16 protein-coding genes are annotated in these 16,659 nt (G+C 67.0%); 6 read left to right on the top strand and 10 right to left on the bottom strand.

Features of this window, described 5'->3' with window-relative positions; all coding sequences use genetic code 11:
• Window positions 1-25: 25 nt before the first annotated feature.
• The 8 genes from pyk to CUREI_RS07545 are packed head-to-tail and all read right to left on the bottom strand — an operon-like array spanning window position 26 to window position 6,934.
• The gene (pyk, locus tag CUREI_RS07510; RefSeq protein ID WP_038612252.1) at window positions 26-1,447 is read right to left on the bottom strand and encodes a pyruvate kinase; all 1,422 of its coding nucleotides are present in this window, start codon (window positions 1,445-1,447) and stop codon (window positions 26-28) included.
• Window positions 1,440-2,390 (bottom strand): prolipoprotein diacylglyceryl transferase, encoded by a 951-nt coding sequence (lgt, locus tag CUREI_RS07515; RefSeq protein WP_084768513.1) that lies wholly within the window; start codon window positions 2,388-2,390, stop codon window positions 1,440-1,442. The genes pyk and lgt overlap by 8 nt, the downstream gene beginning before the upstream one ends.
• Before the next feature lie 26 nt (window positions 2,391-2,416).
• Window positions 2,417-3,235, bottom strand: coding sequence for an indole-3-glycerol phosphate synthase TrpC (locus CUREI_RS07520; protein WP_038612255.1), 819 nt, complete (start codon window positions 3,233-3,235; stop codon window positions 2,417-2,419).
• A 44-nt stretch (window positions 3,236-3,279) separates the two neighbouring features.
• Entirely contained in the window at window positions 3,280-3,978 is a 699-nt protein-coding gene (locus CUREI_RS07525; protein WP_038612258.1) for a TIGR02234 family membrane protein, read from the bottom strand.
• Window positions 3,979-4,788 carry an inositol monophosphatase family protein gene (locus CUREI_RS07530; protein WP_038612260.1) on the bottom strand — a complete coding sequence of 270 codons (810 nt, stop codon included), beginning with the start codon at window positions 4,786-4,788 and terminating at the stop codon, window positions 3,979-3,981.
• Between the two features lie 4 nt (window positions 4,789-4,792).
• On the bottom strand, window positions 4,793-5,428 hold the full coding sequence (locus tag CUREI_RS07535; protein ID WP_038612263.1) for a type 1 glutamine amidotransferase family protein: 636 nt from the start codon (window positions 5,426-5,428) through the stop codon (window positions 4,793-4,795).
• Window positions 5,429-5,454: 26 nt separating this feature from the next.
• Window positions 5,455-6,753 (bottom strand): MFS transporter, encoded by a 1,299-nt coding sequence (locus CUREI_RS07540; RefSeq protein WP_051952272.1) that lies wholly within the window; start codon window positions 6,751-6,753, stop codon window positions 5,455-5,457.
• Window position 6,754: 1 nt separating this feature from the next.
• Entirely contained in the window at window positions 6,755-6,934 is a 180-nt protein-coding gene (locus tag CUREI_RS07545; RefSeq protein ID WP_144242438.1) for a hypothetical protein, read from the bottom strand.
• 102 nt (window positions 6,935-7,036) lie between these two features.
• On the opposite strand from CUREI_RS07545, the gene CUREI_RS07550 reads away from it, so the two are divergent.
• On the top strand, window positions 7,037-8,074 hold the full coding sequence (locus tag CUREI_RS07550) for a YbjN domain-containing protein (protein WP_038612269.1): 1,038 nt from the start codon (window positions 7,037-7,039) through the stop codon (window positions 8,072-8,074).
• A 1-nt stretch (window position 8,075) separates the two neighbouring features.
• On the opposite strand, the gene CUREI_RS07555 is transcribed toward CUREI_RS07550, so the two are convergent.
• Window positions 8,076-8,600: a hypothetical protein gene (locus CUREI_RS07555; protein ID WP_144242439.1), complete on the bottom strand. Its 525-nt coding sequence runs from the start codon at window positions 8,598-8,600 to the stop codon at window positions 8,076-8,078.
• Window positions 8,582-9,418 (bottom strand): hypothetical protein, encoded by an 837-nt coding sequence (locus tag CUREI_RS07560; protein WP_038612275.1) that lies wholly within the window; start codon window positions 9,416-9,418, stop codon window positions 8,582-8,584. Before CUREI_RS07560 ends, CUREI_RS07555 begins: the two co-directional genes overlap by 19 nt.
• 57 nt (window positions 9,419-9,475) lie before the next feature.
• Here CUREI_RS07560 and CUREI_RS07565 point away from each other — a divergent pair, with 57 nt between their 5' ends.
• The 5 genes from CUREI_RS07565 (at window position 9,476) to treY (ending at window position 16,655) form a co-directional block, all read left to right on the top strand.
• Window positions 9,476-10,045, top strand: coding sequence for a TetR family transcriptional regulator (locus CUREI_RS07565; protein WP_038612278.1), 570 nt, complete (start codon window positions 9,476-9,478; stop codon window positions 10,043-10,045).
• Between the two features lie 22 nt (window positions 10,046-10,067).
• On the top strand, window positions 10,068-12,236 hold the full coding sequence (gene glgX, locus CUREI_RS07570; RefSeq protein ID WP_038612282.1) for a glycogen debranching protein GlgX: 2,169 nt from the start codon (window positions 10,068-10,070) through the stop codon (window positions 12,234-12,236).
• The gene (locus CUREI_RS07575) at window positions 12,236-13,624 is read left to right on the top strand and encodes an exonuclease domain-containing protein (protein WP_038612284.1); all 1,389 of its coding nucleotides are present in this window, start codon (window positions 12,236-12,238) and stop codon (window positions 13,622-13,624) included. Before glgX ends, CUREI_RS07575 begins: the two co-directional genes overlap by 1 nt.
• A gap of 63 nt (window positions 13,625-13,687) precedes the next feature.
• The gene (locus CUREI_RS11645) at window positions 13,688-14,269 is read left to right on the top strand and encodes a hypothetical protein (protein WP_051952273.1); all 582 of its coding nucleotides are present in this window, start codon (window positions 13,688-13,690) and stop codon (window positions 14,267-14,269) included.
• A 10-nt stretch (window positions 14,270-14,279) separates the two neighbouring features.
• Window positions 14,280-16,655 carry a malto-oligosyltrehalose synthase gene (gene treY, locus CUREI_RS07585; protein WP_038612288.1) on the top strand — a complete coding sequence of 792 codons (2,376 nt, stop codon included), beginning with the start codon at window positions 14,280-14,282 and terminating at the stop codon, window positions 16,653-16,655.
• Window positions 16,656-16,659 lie beyond the last annotated feature (4 nt).

A 16,659-nucleotide genomic window follows, 5' to 3' on the forward strand; every position in this document is an offset into this window, starting at 1 on the left:
CAAGACTAGCCGGGCACCGTTCGCGCTATAGGCGGGTGTCCTCGCCCAGCTGGTGCACGTGGATAGTGTTTGTCGTGCCGGAAACCCCCGGGGGCGTGCCTGCGACGACGACCATGGTGTCTCCCTCGTTGTACTGCTCCATGGCCAGCAGCTGCCTGTCCACCACCTTGATCATGTCGTCCGTGCTGTGCACGTCCTCGCACAGGAACGTTTCCGCGCCCCACGTCATAGCCAGCTGTGAGCGCACCTGCTGCACTGGGGTGAACACCAGAAGTGGCAGTTCAGGGTGCAGGCGCGCGACTCGGCGGGCCGTGTCGCCGGAGGTGGTGAAGGTGACAATCGCCCGGGCGTTGAGCCGGTCCGCAATGTCGTTGGCGGAGTACGACACCACGCCGCGCTTGGTGCGCGGGATGTGGTTCAGCGGTGGCACGGTCCCCATGCCCTCAGCGGAGCGCACGATGCGGCCCATGGTGCGCACCACGTTGTGCGGGTCCACGCCCACCGACGTCTCGCCGGAGAGCATTACCGCGTCTGCGCCGTCGAGCACCGCGTTGGCAACGTCGGATGCCTCTGCGCGGGTCGGGCGGGAGTTCTCGATCATCGAGTCGAGCATCTGCGTTGCGACGATCACCGGCTTGGCGTTCTCGCGAGCAATCTGGATCACGCGCTTTTGCACGGCCGGCACCTGCTCGAGCGGGATCTCCACGCCGAGGTCGCCCCGCGCGACCATCACGGCGTCGAACGCGAGGATGATGGACTCCAGCGCGTCGACGGCCTCAGGCTTTTCCAGCTTGGCCACGACGGGCACACGTCGGCCAACCTCGTCCATGATCTCGTGCACCAGCTCCACATCCGCAGGCGAGCGCACGAACGACAACGCGATGATGTCCACGCCGAGGCGAAGCGCGAAACGCAGATCCGCCTTGTCTTTCTCGCTGAGCGCCGGCACAGAGATGTCCATGCCCGGCAGTGAGACGCCCTTGTTGTTGGACACCGGGCCACCCTCGGTGACGCGGCAGACGACGTCGTTGCCGTCCACCTCCGTGCACACGAGGCCGACCTTGCCGTCGTCCACGAGCAGGCGGTCCCCCGGCTTCGCGTCCTGGGCAAGCTGCTTATACGTGGTGGAGACTCGGTCGTGGGTGCCCTCGACGTCGTCGACGGTGATGCGGACGGTTTCGCCGGTCTCCCAGTAGGTTTTCCCGTCGCCCTCGAACCGGCCCAAGCGGATCTTCGGGCCCTGAAGGTCGGCGAGGATGCCGACGGCGTGCCCGGTCTCGTCCGTGGCCTCCCGCACCCAGCGGTAGTTCTGCTCGTGGTCCGGGTAGTCGCCGTGCGAGAAGTTCAGCCTCGCCACGTCCATGCCGTCGCGCACGAGACCGAGAATCGCGTCTTTGCTAGCCACTGCCGGGCCGAGGGTGCAGACGATCTTTGTTCTTCTATCCACGTGTACCAACCTCGCCTTCGTAGGTGTTTTGCGTGCGGTTTCCCGCCCCACGGTACCCGTCATCCTCTGTCTCCGCCGTGGAGGAGCTGGTGAACTCCGGGTCCACCTCCGCGGGCGTTTCCCTCCCCTTTGGCCTGGTAAGGAAGAAGATTACGGCCGCGATGAACAACATGGCCGAAACCCAAGTATTCACCCGCAGACCGAGGATGAGGTTCGCTTCGTCGCGGCGCATGAACTCGATGAAGAAGCGGCCAAGGGTGTATCCGGCGACATACAGCCAAAACACCCGGCCGTGGCCGAGGCGGAACCGCTTGTCCGCCCAAATGAGCACGAAGAAGACTGCGACATTCCAGATCAACTCGTACAAGAACGTCGGGTGCACGCTCGCGATCACCTCGCCGGTGGAGCGGCCGGTCAGTGGCGCGTACTGGCCCGCTTCATTGACGCGGTAGTAAATGTCCAGCGCCCAAGGCACATCCGTCTCGGCGCCGTAAAGCTCCTGGTTGAAGTAGTTGCCCAGCCTGCCTATGCCCTGAGCGAGGATGACCGTCGGCGCCACTGCATCGGCGAACGGGGCCAATGGCAGATGCTTCCTGCGCAGCATCACCCACACCGCAAGTGCGCCGAGCGTGACCGCGCCGATGATGCCCAACCCGCCGGCGGTGATGTTCAACGCCTGCCAGGGGTTTTTGCCTTCGCCGAAGTATTTCTGGTGGTCCGTGATCACGTGGTACAAACGCCCGCCGATGATGCCGGCGGGGATGGCCACAATCGCCGCGTCCCACACCGTCTCCGGGTTGCCGCCGCGCGCCTTGTAGCGCCGCAGCGAGATCGCCATCGCCACGATGATGCCGGTGATGATGCACAGGGCATATGCGCGAATCGGGATGGGACCGAGGTACCACACACCCTGGGGCGGCGACGGAATGTTGGCCAGGTTCAGCGTTTGCACGCCAATCAGTGTGCCATTTAGCGCCGGGACGGGCACGCGGGGTGCTGCCCCGCCGCGGCGAGGCTGCGGGTTGCGGCGAATATATCGTCCGCGGCCATGACGGCCTCGGCGGCAAGCACGGCATCGGCACCGCAGGAGGCCGCATCGATGAGGTCGCGCGCGTTAGACACCCCGCCGAGGCTGATCTTGATCACTTCGCTTGGAAGGCCCGGGGCGATCTCTGCAAAAGCGTTCCGGTTCAAGTCGTTGGTGTCGAACGTCCAGGAATTCACCGCCACCACGGATACCCCTGCACGAAGGGCCCTGTCCGCCTCCTCCGGCGTGCGCACTTCCGCCACCGCCACCATGCCGAGGGATTCGGCGCGGTCCACCAGCGCCTCGAAACGGTGCTGGTCCAAGATCCCCACCTGCAGCGGGAGAGCGTCGGCACCGTAGCAGCGGGCCTCGTGGATCTGGTACGGGTCCACAATGACGTCGCGGCACACCATCGGCAGCTCCACTGCGGCCCGGGCCTCAGCCATGTCTGCCAGCGAGCCGTCGAAACGCAGACGCTCAGTTTGGCATGCGATGAGGTGGGCGCCGCCTGCTTCGATGTCGCGGGCGAGCGTGTCGACCGGCGCGTACCCGGCGCCAGTGGGGCCGAATACCGGGGAATTGCGTTTGATCTCCACGATCACGCTGCACCCGTGACGCAAAAGCGCCGCCCGTGCATCCCGGGTCGGCGCCATGTCGCGTGATCGAGCTTTGATCTCTTGGAAGGAAACGGCCGCCTCCCGCTTTGCGACGTCGCGAAGCACACCAGCGACGACGTCGTCGAGTGTGCCCGGTGCCGGCATGGCTACCTCCCAGTCGCAAGGGGCATGGCCTGTTAGGGGTAAGGCTAGCTGGTGCCCTTGTGGGAGGGGAAATCCTGGCCGCCGTCGCCGCGTGGATCCGTCGGGTCGATGTCAGCGCTAATGGCGTCCCACAGCACCCGTCCCGAGTTCGGATCCTCCTCCAAGTCTGCGCGCACTCTCTCCCGGCGCACGGTCTCTTTCTCGTACTTATTCTGCCGCGGCGAGTCGGTGCCCGGACGCACCAGCAGCACGAGCCCACCTGCGACGCCGAGCAGCGCAGCGATAAGCGTAAGCACGGGGCCCGACGGCTGCGTCGCCACCGAGGTGATCTCCGCCCATTCGGCGAGCGCCGGGGCGGAGGATGCCTGCTGGGTGCGGTCGGCGCCCGCAGTCAGCAGCGTGTGCACGCGTTCTGGATCCGCGCCGGAGACGAGCAGCGTCACCGCCGGCACCGACAACCCCACCGATGCCGCCGCGCAAATGCCGCCCACGATGCGCCGCCCAAGGCGGCGGAGCGCGAAGGCCGCCAGCATGCCGGCAAGCAGGAGTACCGCGATAGCTGTGGTCTCCGTGGACCAGTCCGCCCCGTCGACCGTTACCGTGCCGCCGCCTGAGATGTCGTCGTTGTACTGGGCGCTTACCCACTCCCGCCGAGAAGCGAACCAGGTCAACGCGCCCGAAAGTCCGAGCAACGCCGCGCCAGCTCTCGCGGCCTTCTTGTTCGGCGTGTTCTCTGTTGTCATCTACTTGCCTTCCTCGCCTTCGCCTGCCCGGGCCGTCTCTACTGCGCGCATGACTGCGGCGTGGGCACGTGCGGTGCCCACTACTGCTCCGGCTTTCCCGGGCTGCCAGGGGCTCCCGTCGCCGGCCGTGGCCACTGCCCCGGCGCTGCGGGCGAGCAAGATTCCCGCCGCGTTGTCCCACACATGCGGGGAGAAACTCACCGCGGCTTGGTAGATCCCCTGGGCCGCAAACGCGAGGTCGATGCCCACCGAGCCACTGATGCGCGGCCGCAAGCCCGCCTGCGTCAACTCGCGGGCGAGGCCCACCCGCTCGCGTGACGGCAGGTGGTCGCGGTCCCGGGAATACAGGGATCCGATGCCCACGTGCTGCACGGCGGCGTCTGCCGCTTCCACTGGCGGCAGCGCGCGGCCGTTGAGGTGCACCGGCTCGCCGTCGATAGCTGTCAGCCGCATGCCCAGCAGAGGCGCGTCGACCACCGCAGCTACCGGCTGCCCGTGACGCAGCAGAGACACCAAGATCGCGCAGTTGGGGTTGCCCACGGAGTAATTCGACGTGCCGTCTATCGGATCGACCACCCAGCACGCGCGCTCGCTCAGCCGCCCGCCCTGTTCTTCGCCGACAACCCCGAAGCCGGTCGCCGCTGTGAGCTCTCGGCGCAGCAGCTCCTCCACGGCAAGATCGGCAGCAGTGGCGAAGTCTCCGGGGCCCTTGGTCAACGCCGGCGCGGCACCCAACTCATTGATGAAGATCTCGCGGGCAGCGTCGACCGCGGCCTCCGCAGCCTGCAAACTCCCCCTCGTGTCCGCCACAGCGCTACCCCAGTTGGCCGATCCAGCGCCGCAGCACGTCCGAACCAGCCTCTCCGGAGCGCTCTGGGTGGAACCGCGCGGCCCACAGCGGCCCGTTCTCTACCGCCGCCAGCACGGGCAGGCCCTCGACCCAGCTCAGCGTGGGGTACGCGATAAATTCGTCCTCCGCGAGCTCAAAGCTGCTCGCACCGGTCCCCGCGTCAAAGACGAACTCCTCGCCGCCAGCGAGCATCCGGGATCCCTCGGCCGCGGCGACCGTGGCACGCTCGACCGGAGCCGCCAGCGTAGCGACGCCTCCGGGCCACTCACCGAACCCAGCCTGACCTTGCGCGTCTCGCTCGAACAACGCGTCCATGGCGGCGCCGACGGCGAGCACCGGGCGGGAGCCGGCGAGGCGCTGCCCGACCACGCGGGACGCGTGGGCGCGATTGAACGCCTGCAGCGCCGCAGACGCGTCGCCGCTTGCCGCCAACACCAGCCCGTCAGCTGCGACCCCCTCGGCTGGATCCGCCGTGACAGTGACATTCACGCCGCACGCAGCGAGCGCGGCGCGCAGTTCTTGGATGCAAACATCGTTGCCTGCGAAAGCGTCGAACACCGCCACGGTCGGCGGTGTCGGGGTGCAAGATGCGTCGCTCATGAGTGCGTAGTGTAGCCCCGCGCCGCCTACCGGCCCCTGCGCGGGTAGTGCCGCGGAGCCTGCACCGCCTTGAGCCGCGCCGAGAGGTTATTCACTTCCACCACCCGGTGGCGGCCCAGCTGGCGGTCAAGCAACGTGATGGCCAAACCGATGGCGATCACGCCCGAGGCGATGCCGAAGACGGGCGCGAACGCCATTTGCGTCACCAACATGCCGTAGACGGCGGAGCCCAGGCCAGTGCCGCCGTCGAAGCCGATGTTCCACACTGCGGACGCCTCCGACGTTTTGTGGCGCGGCAGGCGGTAGAACAGCAGCGTCAGCGCCTCGTTCTGCACGCCGCCGAAGCCCGCGCCGTAAAACAGTGCGGCGATGAGCATCGTCCACGCCGGCAGCTGCATGAAGAGAATGACGGCCATGAGCGCGACACCGATGGCGGCGGTGATTTGAAACGGAATGAGCACGGTGCCCGGGTAGCCGCGGCGGTCCATGATGCGCCCTGCCACGTACCGCGAAATCATCGCCGCGAAGTTGAGCGCACCGAGCATGACACCGGCAAGCGCCGCGCCGGAGACTGGGTCCAGCTCGCGCATGGAAACGGGTAGGAAGTTCGTGATCGCGCCGTAGGCCGTGGTGACGAACATCAGGGCCAGGGCCGGAACGAGCGCGAGGTGCCACATCGGCACGCGGACGCTTTGCGTAGTCTCGGCATCCGGCTCCGGCGTCGGGATGGTGGGAATGGCAAAGCACGCGGCGAGGGAGACCGCGCCGATAGCCGTCGCGATGATGTACACCGCGTTGTAACCGACGACATCCACCAACGCCAGGCCGGACGGCAGCGCGACCATCTGGGCGAGGCCCACCACCACACCGAAGATGCCGGTGGCACTGCCGAGGAGCCGAAGCGGAACCAACTCGGCGACGATCGCGGCTTCAGCCACGGACAGCGCTCCGAATCCGACGCCACGGATAGCACTGACGGTGAGCAGGGGCGCCGGCTCCATCCCGATCATGTAGCCCAGCGCGGGGATGCCCAGCAGCAACGACGAGACAGCGATGACCCAGCGGTAGCCGACGGTTTTCAATGCCTTCGGGACGAAGACCTGGGTGATCACCGTGGCCAGCATGAACACCCCGGTGGACAGGCCAGCCAGGGACGCCGGCTGATCCGCGTCGATGACAGCGGTGGGCACCACAGGCAACAACAGCGCCCACGCCGCGAAGGCCGAGGCGACGGCGATGAGCACGGGAACGAGGCCGCGGGCGCGCCACACGTTGGTCAGGGACTCAACCTCGCCTCGAGTCAGCGGTGCGTTGGACCATGCCACCTCACATCACCTCCACGAGGACGAGCACCGCAAGTACGACCGCCATCACGGCCAGTGACGCCAACACAGCGGTGGCAGCCCGGGACGCGCCGCGTTGGTAGCTGGACCACACTCCACCGACGAGAAGCCCCGCCACAAGGCTGAGCACGACCACCAGAACCGGGTTCCCGACTGCGGACACCGCAATGACCTCCTTGTACATCCGACGTAATTCCGCCGACATTGTAGACCTCAGACACCACGCGGCCGGCTCAGCCTCATCGTCGAGCGCTATGCTCACTCCATGGGAAAGCACGCTGCGCCCGCCGAAAACACGCACCCGACTGAAGTTGAGCTCGAGCGGGTTGCCTCCCTGCTTGAGAGCCTCGGGTTCAAACCGCTTGTGCGCCCCGACCGCCTCGTCGTGGGCGCGCACGCGTTTATCGCGTCCTTCTGGGTGGACTACAACCGGCCGATGTGCCTGGTATTCGATACCACGGACCGCATTCCCACCGATTTCGAGCACTCCACGGCACTCGCGCGCTTCACCAACACCTGGAACCACGACCGTGTCGGCCCCTGGGCCTCGTACCGCCTCGCGGAGTCCGGAGATGTGCGGGTGAACATGCGTCGCGGAATACATATCAAGCACGGGCTTAGCGAGGAGCAGCTGGCCGCCGAACTGGTCGACTGCTTCGAGCACGCCGCCGCGTTCTACCTGCAGCTGCGCGAGCGCTTTCTCGACGCGGGCTTAGACCAACCCCTGCCGCCTCAGCTCATGCGACTGCAGGACTCGGACGTGCTGCTGGGACGCCACCCGTCGCTGCGCCACCTGCCCCGGGACACCGACCCGGATGTCGCCGCCGTCCCCGAGCTGTACAGCGCGGTCGACGACGCGCTCGGCCCCGTGGATGTGCACGACCTCACAGCCGCGCTCGAGCGGCTGGCGTTCAGCTACGGCGTGGATCACGACGGCATTATCGCCACCGGAGTCAACGGTGTCGCGTTCGCGCTGACCATCGACGGTGAGCCCGAGTCTCGCTACGCCCGCGTTACCGGCATGTGGGACACGAGCCGCGACGCGCTGTCCGACTTCCTGCCGTTGTGGCTTGTGTGCAACGACGTCAACGAGCGGACCTGCGCCACCGTGGCGTACCTGCACGAGTTCGACGGAGTTGTGCACATGCACGCGGAATCAACCTTCATGGTGGCCGAAGGGGCGACCCCTTCTCAGATGGCCGAGTTCGTCATCTCGGCGATGGCGGCGTGTTTGGCCGCGATCGACCACGTGAGCCAGCAGGTGTCCGGACAGTCAGTGGTGGACTGGCCCGGCAGTCCCTGAGCTACCCTTCCCGGGAGTACGCGAGGAGATTGGTAATCCAACACACCAGCACCGCCGCGAAAGGCCCAGCCGCCCACGCGGCACCGGGGCGCACGGGAGGGACCAAGGTCACCGAGTCGCCGTTCGCAAGCGCCTCCGGATCCGGCAGCGGATGCGCGAGCGCGACAAACCAATTGCCAAACACGTACAGGGCAAACGCCGCTATCGCGCTGACAACGCCAGCCCACAACAGCCACGCAACTCCCCCAGCAGTATTGCCTTTGCGGGTTGTCCTGACTGCCGCCGCGGCCACGATACCCCCCGCCAGCGCCGTGAGCAGGGCGAAGGAGCCGTAACCCGCAAACTCAACGTTCGCCGGGCTGAGCGCTTGATCCACCTGCACCGCAGAGTCTTCGACTTGGCCGACGTAGGCCGGCCGCACCAACGCCCACACCACGCCGCCGAGGATGCCTAAAACACAACCGAGCGCCAGGAGCCCAGCCCCGGCGCCCAGTGCGGACCTGCGCTTTAGTTGCACAGTTTCCAACGACCGTCTTCCTTCTGGAAGATCATGGTCGAGGTTTCCTCGCCCTTTTCGCTGCGGGCGGTCAAGCTCGCAGACGCACGATTGCCGTCAACGCGGACGTCGGAGATGCTGACATCGGTCTCGTACATGTCGAGCCCCTGCCCCTGTTGCTCGGCGAGGCGGCTGGCTTCCTCGACCTGCTGCAGGGTCAGCCCCTGACGCTCCAGCTCCTGCATCATCTGATCAGATACGGCCTTGCAGGAGTTATCCAAAATGGCCGACGCCCAGTTTGCCCAGGAACCTGGGTTGAGAACTGCGCGGGCCGTCGCCTCCATCTGCTTGCGGTCTTCGTCTGAGCCGGCTGTGCCGCTTGGCAGCGGTTGGTTGGTGTTTTGGGGCACCCCGTTTTCAAAGGGATTGGCCAGCGTCGCGGGTTGCCCGCCGTTGCCGGATTGGGCAGCGCCATCCGTGCCAGCACCTTCGGACGCGCCGTCCTTCGCCGCGCGCTTGGTCGTCGTCTCGGTGGCAGTGGACTCCTCGGTGTCATCAGCGTTATCAGCCTTATCAGCACCGTCTGCAGATTCCTCGGTGGATGTGTTTGCCACAGACGCGGAGGCGGGGGCCTCTGCAGCGGTGGACAGGCCACCGGAGCTGCCCTCGTCGTCAGACCCGCAGGCCGTCAGCGGGGCCACAAGGGCAAGCGCCACCGCGGTCAGCGCGATGCTTTGTTTCGTTTGCAACTTCACGGTGTACCTGAACCTCTCGTTGTCGGACGCGACGAATAGTACCAACTGCTGGCTGTCGCGCTCGTCGAATGCGTGTGCAAGCGTCCTGGACACTCCCTGTGAGGACGCGCACAACCTGGACCCCGGCGGCTGCCCGTCTATGTTGAACTTATGCAGTTAACCCGCCAGCGCATTACAGAAGCGGCCTTGCGTATTCTCGGCGAGTACGGGCTTGCGGATGTCTCGATGCGCCGGGTTGCCTCGTCCTTGGGAGTCGCGCCCGGCGCGCTGTACTGGCACATTGCCAGCAAGCAGGAGCTCATCGCGTGCATGGGTGAGGCGATCGTGCAGCAGCTTTTGGACGGGCCGTTGCCCGACCCGGCGCGGCTAAGCGCCGAGTTGCGGGGCACGGTACTTGGGGTGCGCGACGGTGCCGAGGTGGTGATCGCGGCGATGAGCCAGCCGCACGCCCGTGTGCAGGGGACCATCGAAGCGCGGTTTACGGCCTCTGTGCAGGCGGCGGTGGGCGAAGCGGCGTCGGCAAGCAACGCGCGCATCGTGGGCCAGGCGCTGCTGCACCTGACGCTGGGCAGTGCGGCGGTGCACCAGTCGGCGGCGCAGCTTGCACAGGCCACCAGAGCTGAGGACGCGGGCAGCGCCGACGTTGACGAGGCCGCGGGCGAGGCAGAGCACGCCGCGGCGGTGGGATTCTTGCTCGACGGGCTGAGGCAAAGCGGGTGAGGGCGCATTAAGCTGTGACCCCATGACTGACACCATCGTGTGGCCCGGGTCCGCGTACCCCCTCGGATCCACGTTTGACGGCGCGGGCACAAACTTCGCGCTCTTTTCCGGCGTTGCAGAGGGCGTGGAGCTGTGCCTGATCGATGACGACGGCGCAGAGACCCGCATCCCGCTGGAGGAAGTGGACAACCACGTATGGCACGCGTACCTGCCCGGCGTGCAGCCCGGGCAGCGCTACGGCTACCGGGTCCACGGCCCCTGGGACCCGGAAAACGGCAAGCGCTGCGACCCCAGCAAGCTGCTGGTAGACCCCTACGCCCGCGCATTCGACGGGGAGTTCGACCAGCACTCCTCCCTGTTTTCCTACGATGTTGGCGCCGAGGATCCTGGCACGGGCCGCAACGAGGAGGACTCGCTCGGCCACACCATGCTCTCCGTGGTGATCAACCCCTTCTTCGACTGGGGCGACGACCGCGCGCCGAAGATTCCGGAGGAAGAGTCGGTGATCTACGAATGCCACGTCAAGGGCATGACGCAGACGCATCCCGACATCCCGGAGCCGCTGCGTGGGACCTACGCGGGCATGGCGCACCCGGCGATGGTGGATTACCTCAAAGACCTCGGCGTGACCGCGATCGAGCTGCTGCCGGTCCACCAGTTCCTCCAGGATGACCGCCTGCGTGACCTGGGCCTGCGCAACTACTGGGGCTACAACACGTTCGGCTTCTTCGCGCCCGAATACAGCTACGCCTCCGCCGCCACCCCGGGCGACGCCGTCGCGGAGTTCAAGCAAATGGTGCGCGCCTACCACGAGGCGGGCATCGAGGTGATCCTGGACGTGGTGTATAACCACACTGCCGAGGGCAACCACATGGGGCCGACTATCGCCTTCCGTGGCATCGACAACGAGGCGTACTACCGCCTTGTCGACGGAGACAAGTTCCACTACATGGACTACACCGGCACCGGAAACTCGTTTAACGTGCGCTACCCCCACTCGTTGCAGTTGATTATGGATTCGCTGCGGTACTGGGTCTCGGAGATGCACGTGGACGGCTTCCGCTTCGACCTCGCGTCCACGCTTGCCCGCGAGTTCTCCGACGTGGATCGTTTGGCCACGTTCTTCGACCTGGTGCAGCAGGACCCCGTGGTTAGCCAGGTGAAGCTCATCGCTGAGCCGTGGGACGTGGGCGAGGGCGGCTACCAGGTGGGCAATTTCCCCGCGCTGTGGAGCGAGTGGAACGGCAAGTACCGCGACACCATGCGCGACTTCTGGCGCGGCGAAGACTCCACCCTCAGCGAGTTCGCCTCCCGCCTCACCGGCTCCTCCGACCTGTATCAGCACAACGGCCGCCGCCCTACCGCATCCATCAACTTCATCACCGCCCACGACGGATTCACCCTCAACGACCTGGTCAGTTACAACGAGAAGCACAACGAGGCGAACGGCGAGGACAACCGCGACGGCGAGAGCCACAACCGGTCTTGGAACTGCGGCGTGGAGGGCGAAACCGACGACCCGCAGGTGCTTGAGCTACGCTCCCGCCAGCGCCGTAACTACCTGACCACGCTGCTGCTTTCCCAGGGCACCCCGATGATCGCCCACGGCGACGAGATCGCTCGCACCCAGGGCGGCAACAACAACGTCTACTGCCAGGACAACGAGATCGCCTGGATGGACTGGGGCATGCTGGAAACCGCCAGCGAGCTGCACGATTTCACCCGCAGGTTGATCGCGATGCGGCACGAGCACCCGGTGTTCCGCCGCCGCCGCTTCCTCGCGGGCAGCGCGCTGGGCGACGGGGAGCACGGCCGCGAAATTGCCTGGCTGACCCCGGAGGCCGGTCAGATGACGCAGGACGACTGGAATGCCTCCTTCGGCCGCGCACTCATGGTCTTCCTCGACGGCGAGACCATCGCCGAGCCGGACGCGCGGGGCCAGCGAGTCGTGGACGATTCTTTCCTCCTCATGTTTAACGCCCACTACGAAGACATCGACTTCACGGTGCCCGGGGCCGATTCTGGCGACGAGTGGGAGGTTGTCGTGGACACCACGCAGGCACGGGGCGTGCGCGAGGACGCCGCGCCGGTGCCGTCGGGCGGCACCGTCACCGTCGGCCAGCGCTCGACGGTGGTCCTGCGCCGCACCCAACCACCCGCAGGCGAAGGAAACGTGGAGGCCAACCTGTAATGATCACCGCGCACGGCGCAACACTGACCGTCACCAACGACTCGCTCACCATCACCCCCACCGCGCTCGCCGCGTCCCTGCGCGGCAGCAGTGCCAGCCGCGAGGTGGCGATCACCGACATTAAACACACATCCGTCACCCCGGGCGACGTGTGGTCGCGCACGCGGGTGGACATCGACGCCGGTGAGAACTCGCTTGCCATCTGGTTTGCTCCCGGCGACGAGAATGGCCCTGCCGAGCTCACAAAGCTTCTCGACGAAGCGAAGCGCGGCGACGCCCCGGCCGCAGACACCGTCGCCGGCGGCGCCGGTATCCCGGGGTTTTCCTTCGTCGGGTTCGACGTCGAGACGGCGAACCGTCGCTGGGGCTCAATCTGCCAGATCGGCCTGGTCAAGATCGTCGACGGCGAGGAAGTGGACCGCGCGTCGTGGCTGTGTAAGCCCCCGGCCTTGCTGAGCGAGTTTGCAGAGGACAACGTTGCGGTCCACGGCATCACGGCCGACGACGTGGCGGACGCCCCGGACGTGCGCGACTGCATTGCGCGCATGGTGGAGTTTGTCGGCGATTTGCCCCTGGTGGCCCACAACGCGCAGTTTGACGCATCCGCGCTACGCGATGCCTGCCGCGCCTCCGGGGTAGAGACCCCGCAGATGTTATTTGCCTGCACCCTCGCGCAAGCACGCGCGACCAAGCTGGACGTGGCCAACCACCGTCTACCCACGCTCGCCGAGCACTTCGACGTGGAACTGGCCCACCACCACGACGCGTGCGAGGACGCCGCAGCGTGCGCGGGTGTGATGGTGGGCCTGGCCCGCGCCGCAGGCCACACCGGCAGCGTGATGAGCTTTGTGCACGACTCAGGTTTCACCCTCGGCTCCATCGATGAGACGCGGGTGACGCCTGTGCTGCGGGACCGCTCCGGCGCCGGCCGAGCCATGCAGGCGGACAAGGCCGCGCACGGCGGCGTCGCCGCGGCGGTTGCAGCGACCGCAGCGCCACAAGGATCCAACCAGGCGGGGCCGGCGAAGCGCTCGTCGGCAAGCACACGCTCCGGCTCGAAGCCTGCGCCGTGGCAATCCGTGGCCACGCCCGACACCGTGCCGGAGCCAAACGCTGAGGCGGACCCGAACGCGCCGCTCTACGGGGAGCACGTCACGCTGACCGGCGAATTCGAACCGCACGACAAGGGCGAGCTGTGGGCCAAGATCGCGGAGCAGGGCGCGCAGGTGGGCAAGAACGTGACCAAGAAGACCACGGTGCTGGTGGTCGGCGAGTGGGCCACAATGACCTCGAAGGAGAAGCGGGCGCGCGAGCTGAACGACAAGGGCCAGGACATCCAGATCTGGCCCGCTGACAAGCTGCTTGAGGTGCTAGGGCTGAGCGAGTAACGGCCGCGGCGGGTTTTCCTCGCCGCGGGGAACCGCGCGGGCGTCGGGCGCGTCTAAGTAGGCATGCACCTGACAGCCACTGCTCCTGCTCGCCTCGACGGGGTGACGTTGCGCCTCGCGCATCTCGACAGCGCCGGATCCCGCGCCTGCATCCAGGCCGGGTTCGCGGCCTCCACCGCCTACATCAGTCTGTCCCCGGGGCTGGTGTGCATGTTCGACTCGCCCTCCGGCACCGGCCTGACGCACCAGGACATCGGCGCTGCAGGGTTTAGCGCGCACCAGCTGTGGAACGCGGCGGCGGCGCAGTTGACCGAGAAGGCGCAGCGCCCGCACGGCGCGGAATTCCTTGTCCGTTGTCCCTCCGTGACCCTCGGCGGCACCGACCTTCCCCACGGCTTCGAGGTGGACGGCCACGGTATCCCGGCGGCATCGTGGCTCGCCCACCCGCGGCCGTTTTCGCTGCTGCACCGGCACTTCGAGGCAGTGCTGCGGCCAGGCACCGGGCTGGTGTACGCCAGCCGCGACGGGCGCGAGTTGTTCGTCTTCGACGCCGATGCATCGGAGCTCTCCGCGCGCCTGCCGGGTGCGGATGTGTGGACGTACTCCGTAGGCTTTCCCCTGATGCGATCCGCGGATTCGCATTAGGGTGTGAGGGGTGAAACGCGCGATTACCTCCACGTACCGCCTTCAGCTCCGCGGGCCCCACGCCGACCCTGACGGCCGCGAGTTCGGCTTCGCGCAGGCGGCCGACATCGTGCCGTATTTGGCTAGCCTGGGGGTGTCGCATTTGTACCTCTCCCCGATCTTCGCTTCGGCGCCGGAGTCGAACCACAACTACGACGTGATCGACCCCACGGTGGTCAACCCGGAGCTCGGCGGCATTGACGGCCTGCGTCTGCTCGCCCGCACTGCGCACGAGGCGGGCCTCGGCCTGGTGGTGGACATCGTGCCGAACCACCTCGGGGTCGAGGTCCCGCGCCGCAACCCGTGGTGGTGGGACGTGTTGAAGCACGGAAAAGACTCCGACTACGCCCACTTCTTCGACATCGACTGGGCCCAGGACAACGGTGCCGACGGCAAGCTGGGCCTGCCGGTGCTGGGCTCGACCGACGACGCTGCGGCGATCGCGCTGTCGCGCATCGACGGCGAGGACGTGCTCACCTACTACGACCACGTCTTCCCGCTCGCGCCCGGGAGCTACGCCGGGCTCGACGACGATCCGGTGGCGGTCCACGACCGGCAGCACTACCGGCTCATGTACTGGCGCGACGGCATCATTTCCTACCGCCGCTTCTTCTCCATCAACGGCCTCGCCGGCGTGCGCCAGGAAGACGAAAGCGTCTTCGACGCCACCCACGCCACACTCCGCAAGCTCGTGCGCGAGGGGCTTATCGACGGCGTTCGCGTCGACCACCCCGACGGCCTAACCGACCCCTTCGGCTACCTCACCCGCTTGCGCGAACTCGTCGGACACGACGCCTGGCTGATCGTGGAGAAGATCCTCGCCGCCGACGAGCCGTTGGACCCGCGGCTGAACATTGATGGCACCACCGGCTACGACGCACTGCGCGAGTTCGACGGTGTGTTTATCAACCCAGACGCGGCGGGGCAACTCGGCGACACGGCGTACCGCTACAGTGGCGCCCGCTGGGACGAGCGCGCCGTCGAGGTGGCCGAGTGGGCGCTGAAGGCGCGCGTGGCGGAGGAAGAACTCGCCGCGGAAGTACGCCGGCTGGCGCGCGCGGTGCGCCACGACAACCTCTCCCCCGCAGGCTCCCAGGTCAGCGACGCAGCGCTCACCGAGGTGCTTGTGGAACTGGTTGCCCGCATGCCCGTTTACCGCGCTGACTACCGTTCGCTGTCAAGAGTAACCGCGACGCTGGTTGCGAAATTGGCCCAGAGCCCGATCGGGTTTGACGCGGAGGCGCTCGACCTTGTCGCGGCTGCCTTGGCCGCGCACGGCGAGGCTGCGCACCGCTTCGCGCAGGTCTGCGGCGCGGTGATGGCCAAAGGTGTGGAGGACACCCTGTTCTACCGCGCCTGCCGTCTGGTGGCGTTGCAGGAAGTTGGCGGCGCACCCGGCCGCTTCGGGGTGAGCACGTCTGAGTTCCACCTCCTGCAGGACGAGCGCGCGCAGCTCTGGCCCCGCACGATGACCACACTGACTACCCACGACACCAAGCGCAGCGAGGACACCCGTGCCCGCATGCTGGAGATCGCAGAGCTACCGGGAGAGTTCGACCAACTGGTCGAGGAGGTTTTTGCGCTGACGCCGCCGCCTGACACCGCAACCGGACTGTTTCTCCTGCACAACCTCCTGGGTGCGTGGCCGCGCGACGGCCGGGTGACCGAGGATTTCACCCAGCGTTTGCAGGCCTATGCGGTCAAGGCCGTGCGCGAGGCCGACACGCTGTCTAGCTGGTACGACAGCGACCTCGCCTACGAGGCCCAGGTGACCGAATGGATCGCGCACCTGACCCACGGGCCCGCGACGCGGATGCTCGCCGGTTTTGCCCTGAAGCTGCATTCCGGCGGCGTGGCGGTCTCGTTGGGGCGCAAACTCCTTCAGCTCGTCGGCCCCGGCATCCCGGACACCTACCAGGGCACGGAGTTTTTCGATTTCTCCCTGGTGGACCCGGACAACCGACGGTTCGTGGACTACGCGGCGCGAAGCGCTGCCGCCGGCTCGCCGGAGGACGTTGCCAAACAACGCGTGGTGCGCGAGGCGTTGGCGCTGCGGCGTGAGCGTCCGCAACTGTTTCTCGACGGCGGGTACGCCGGGGTGTTCGCTGAGGGCGACGCGAGCCAGCATGTCGTCGGCATGGCCCGCACGGCCTACGGCGTGCCCCAAGTGATCGCTTTGGCCACCCGCGAGCCCCTGGCGCTGGAGCGGGACGGCGGGTGGCGCGGCACTGCTGTCACGTTGCCTGACGGGATCTGGACCGATAGTTTCAGCGGTCGCACATACTCCGGCCGCGTGCCCATGGCAGAGCTGTGTGCCGAGCTGCCCGTCGCGCTGCTGAGCAGGTAAGCTA

It is taken from the genome of Corynebacterium ureicelerivorans (genome assembly GCF_000747315.1).
In the GTDB taxonomy this organism is placed as follows: Bacteria; Actinomycetota; Actinomycetes; order Mycobacteriales; family Mycobacteriaceae; genus Corynebacterium; species Corynebacterium mucifaciens.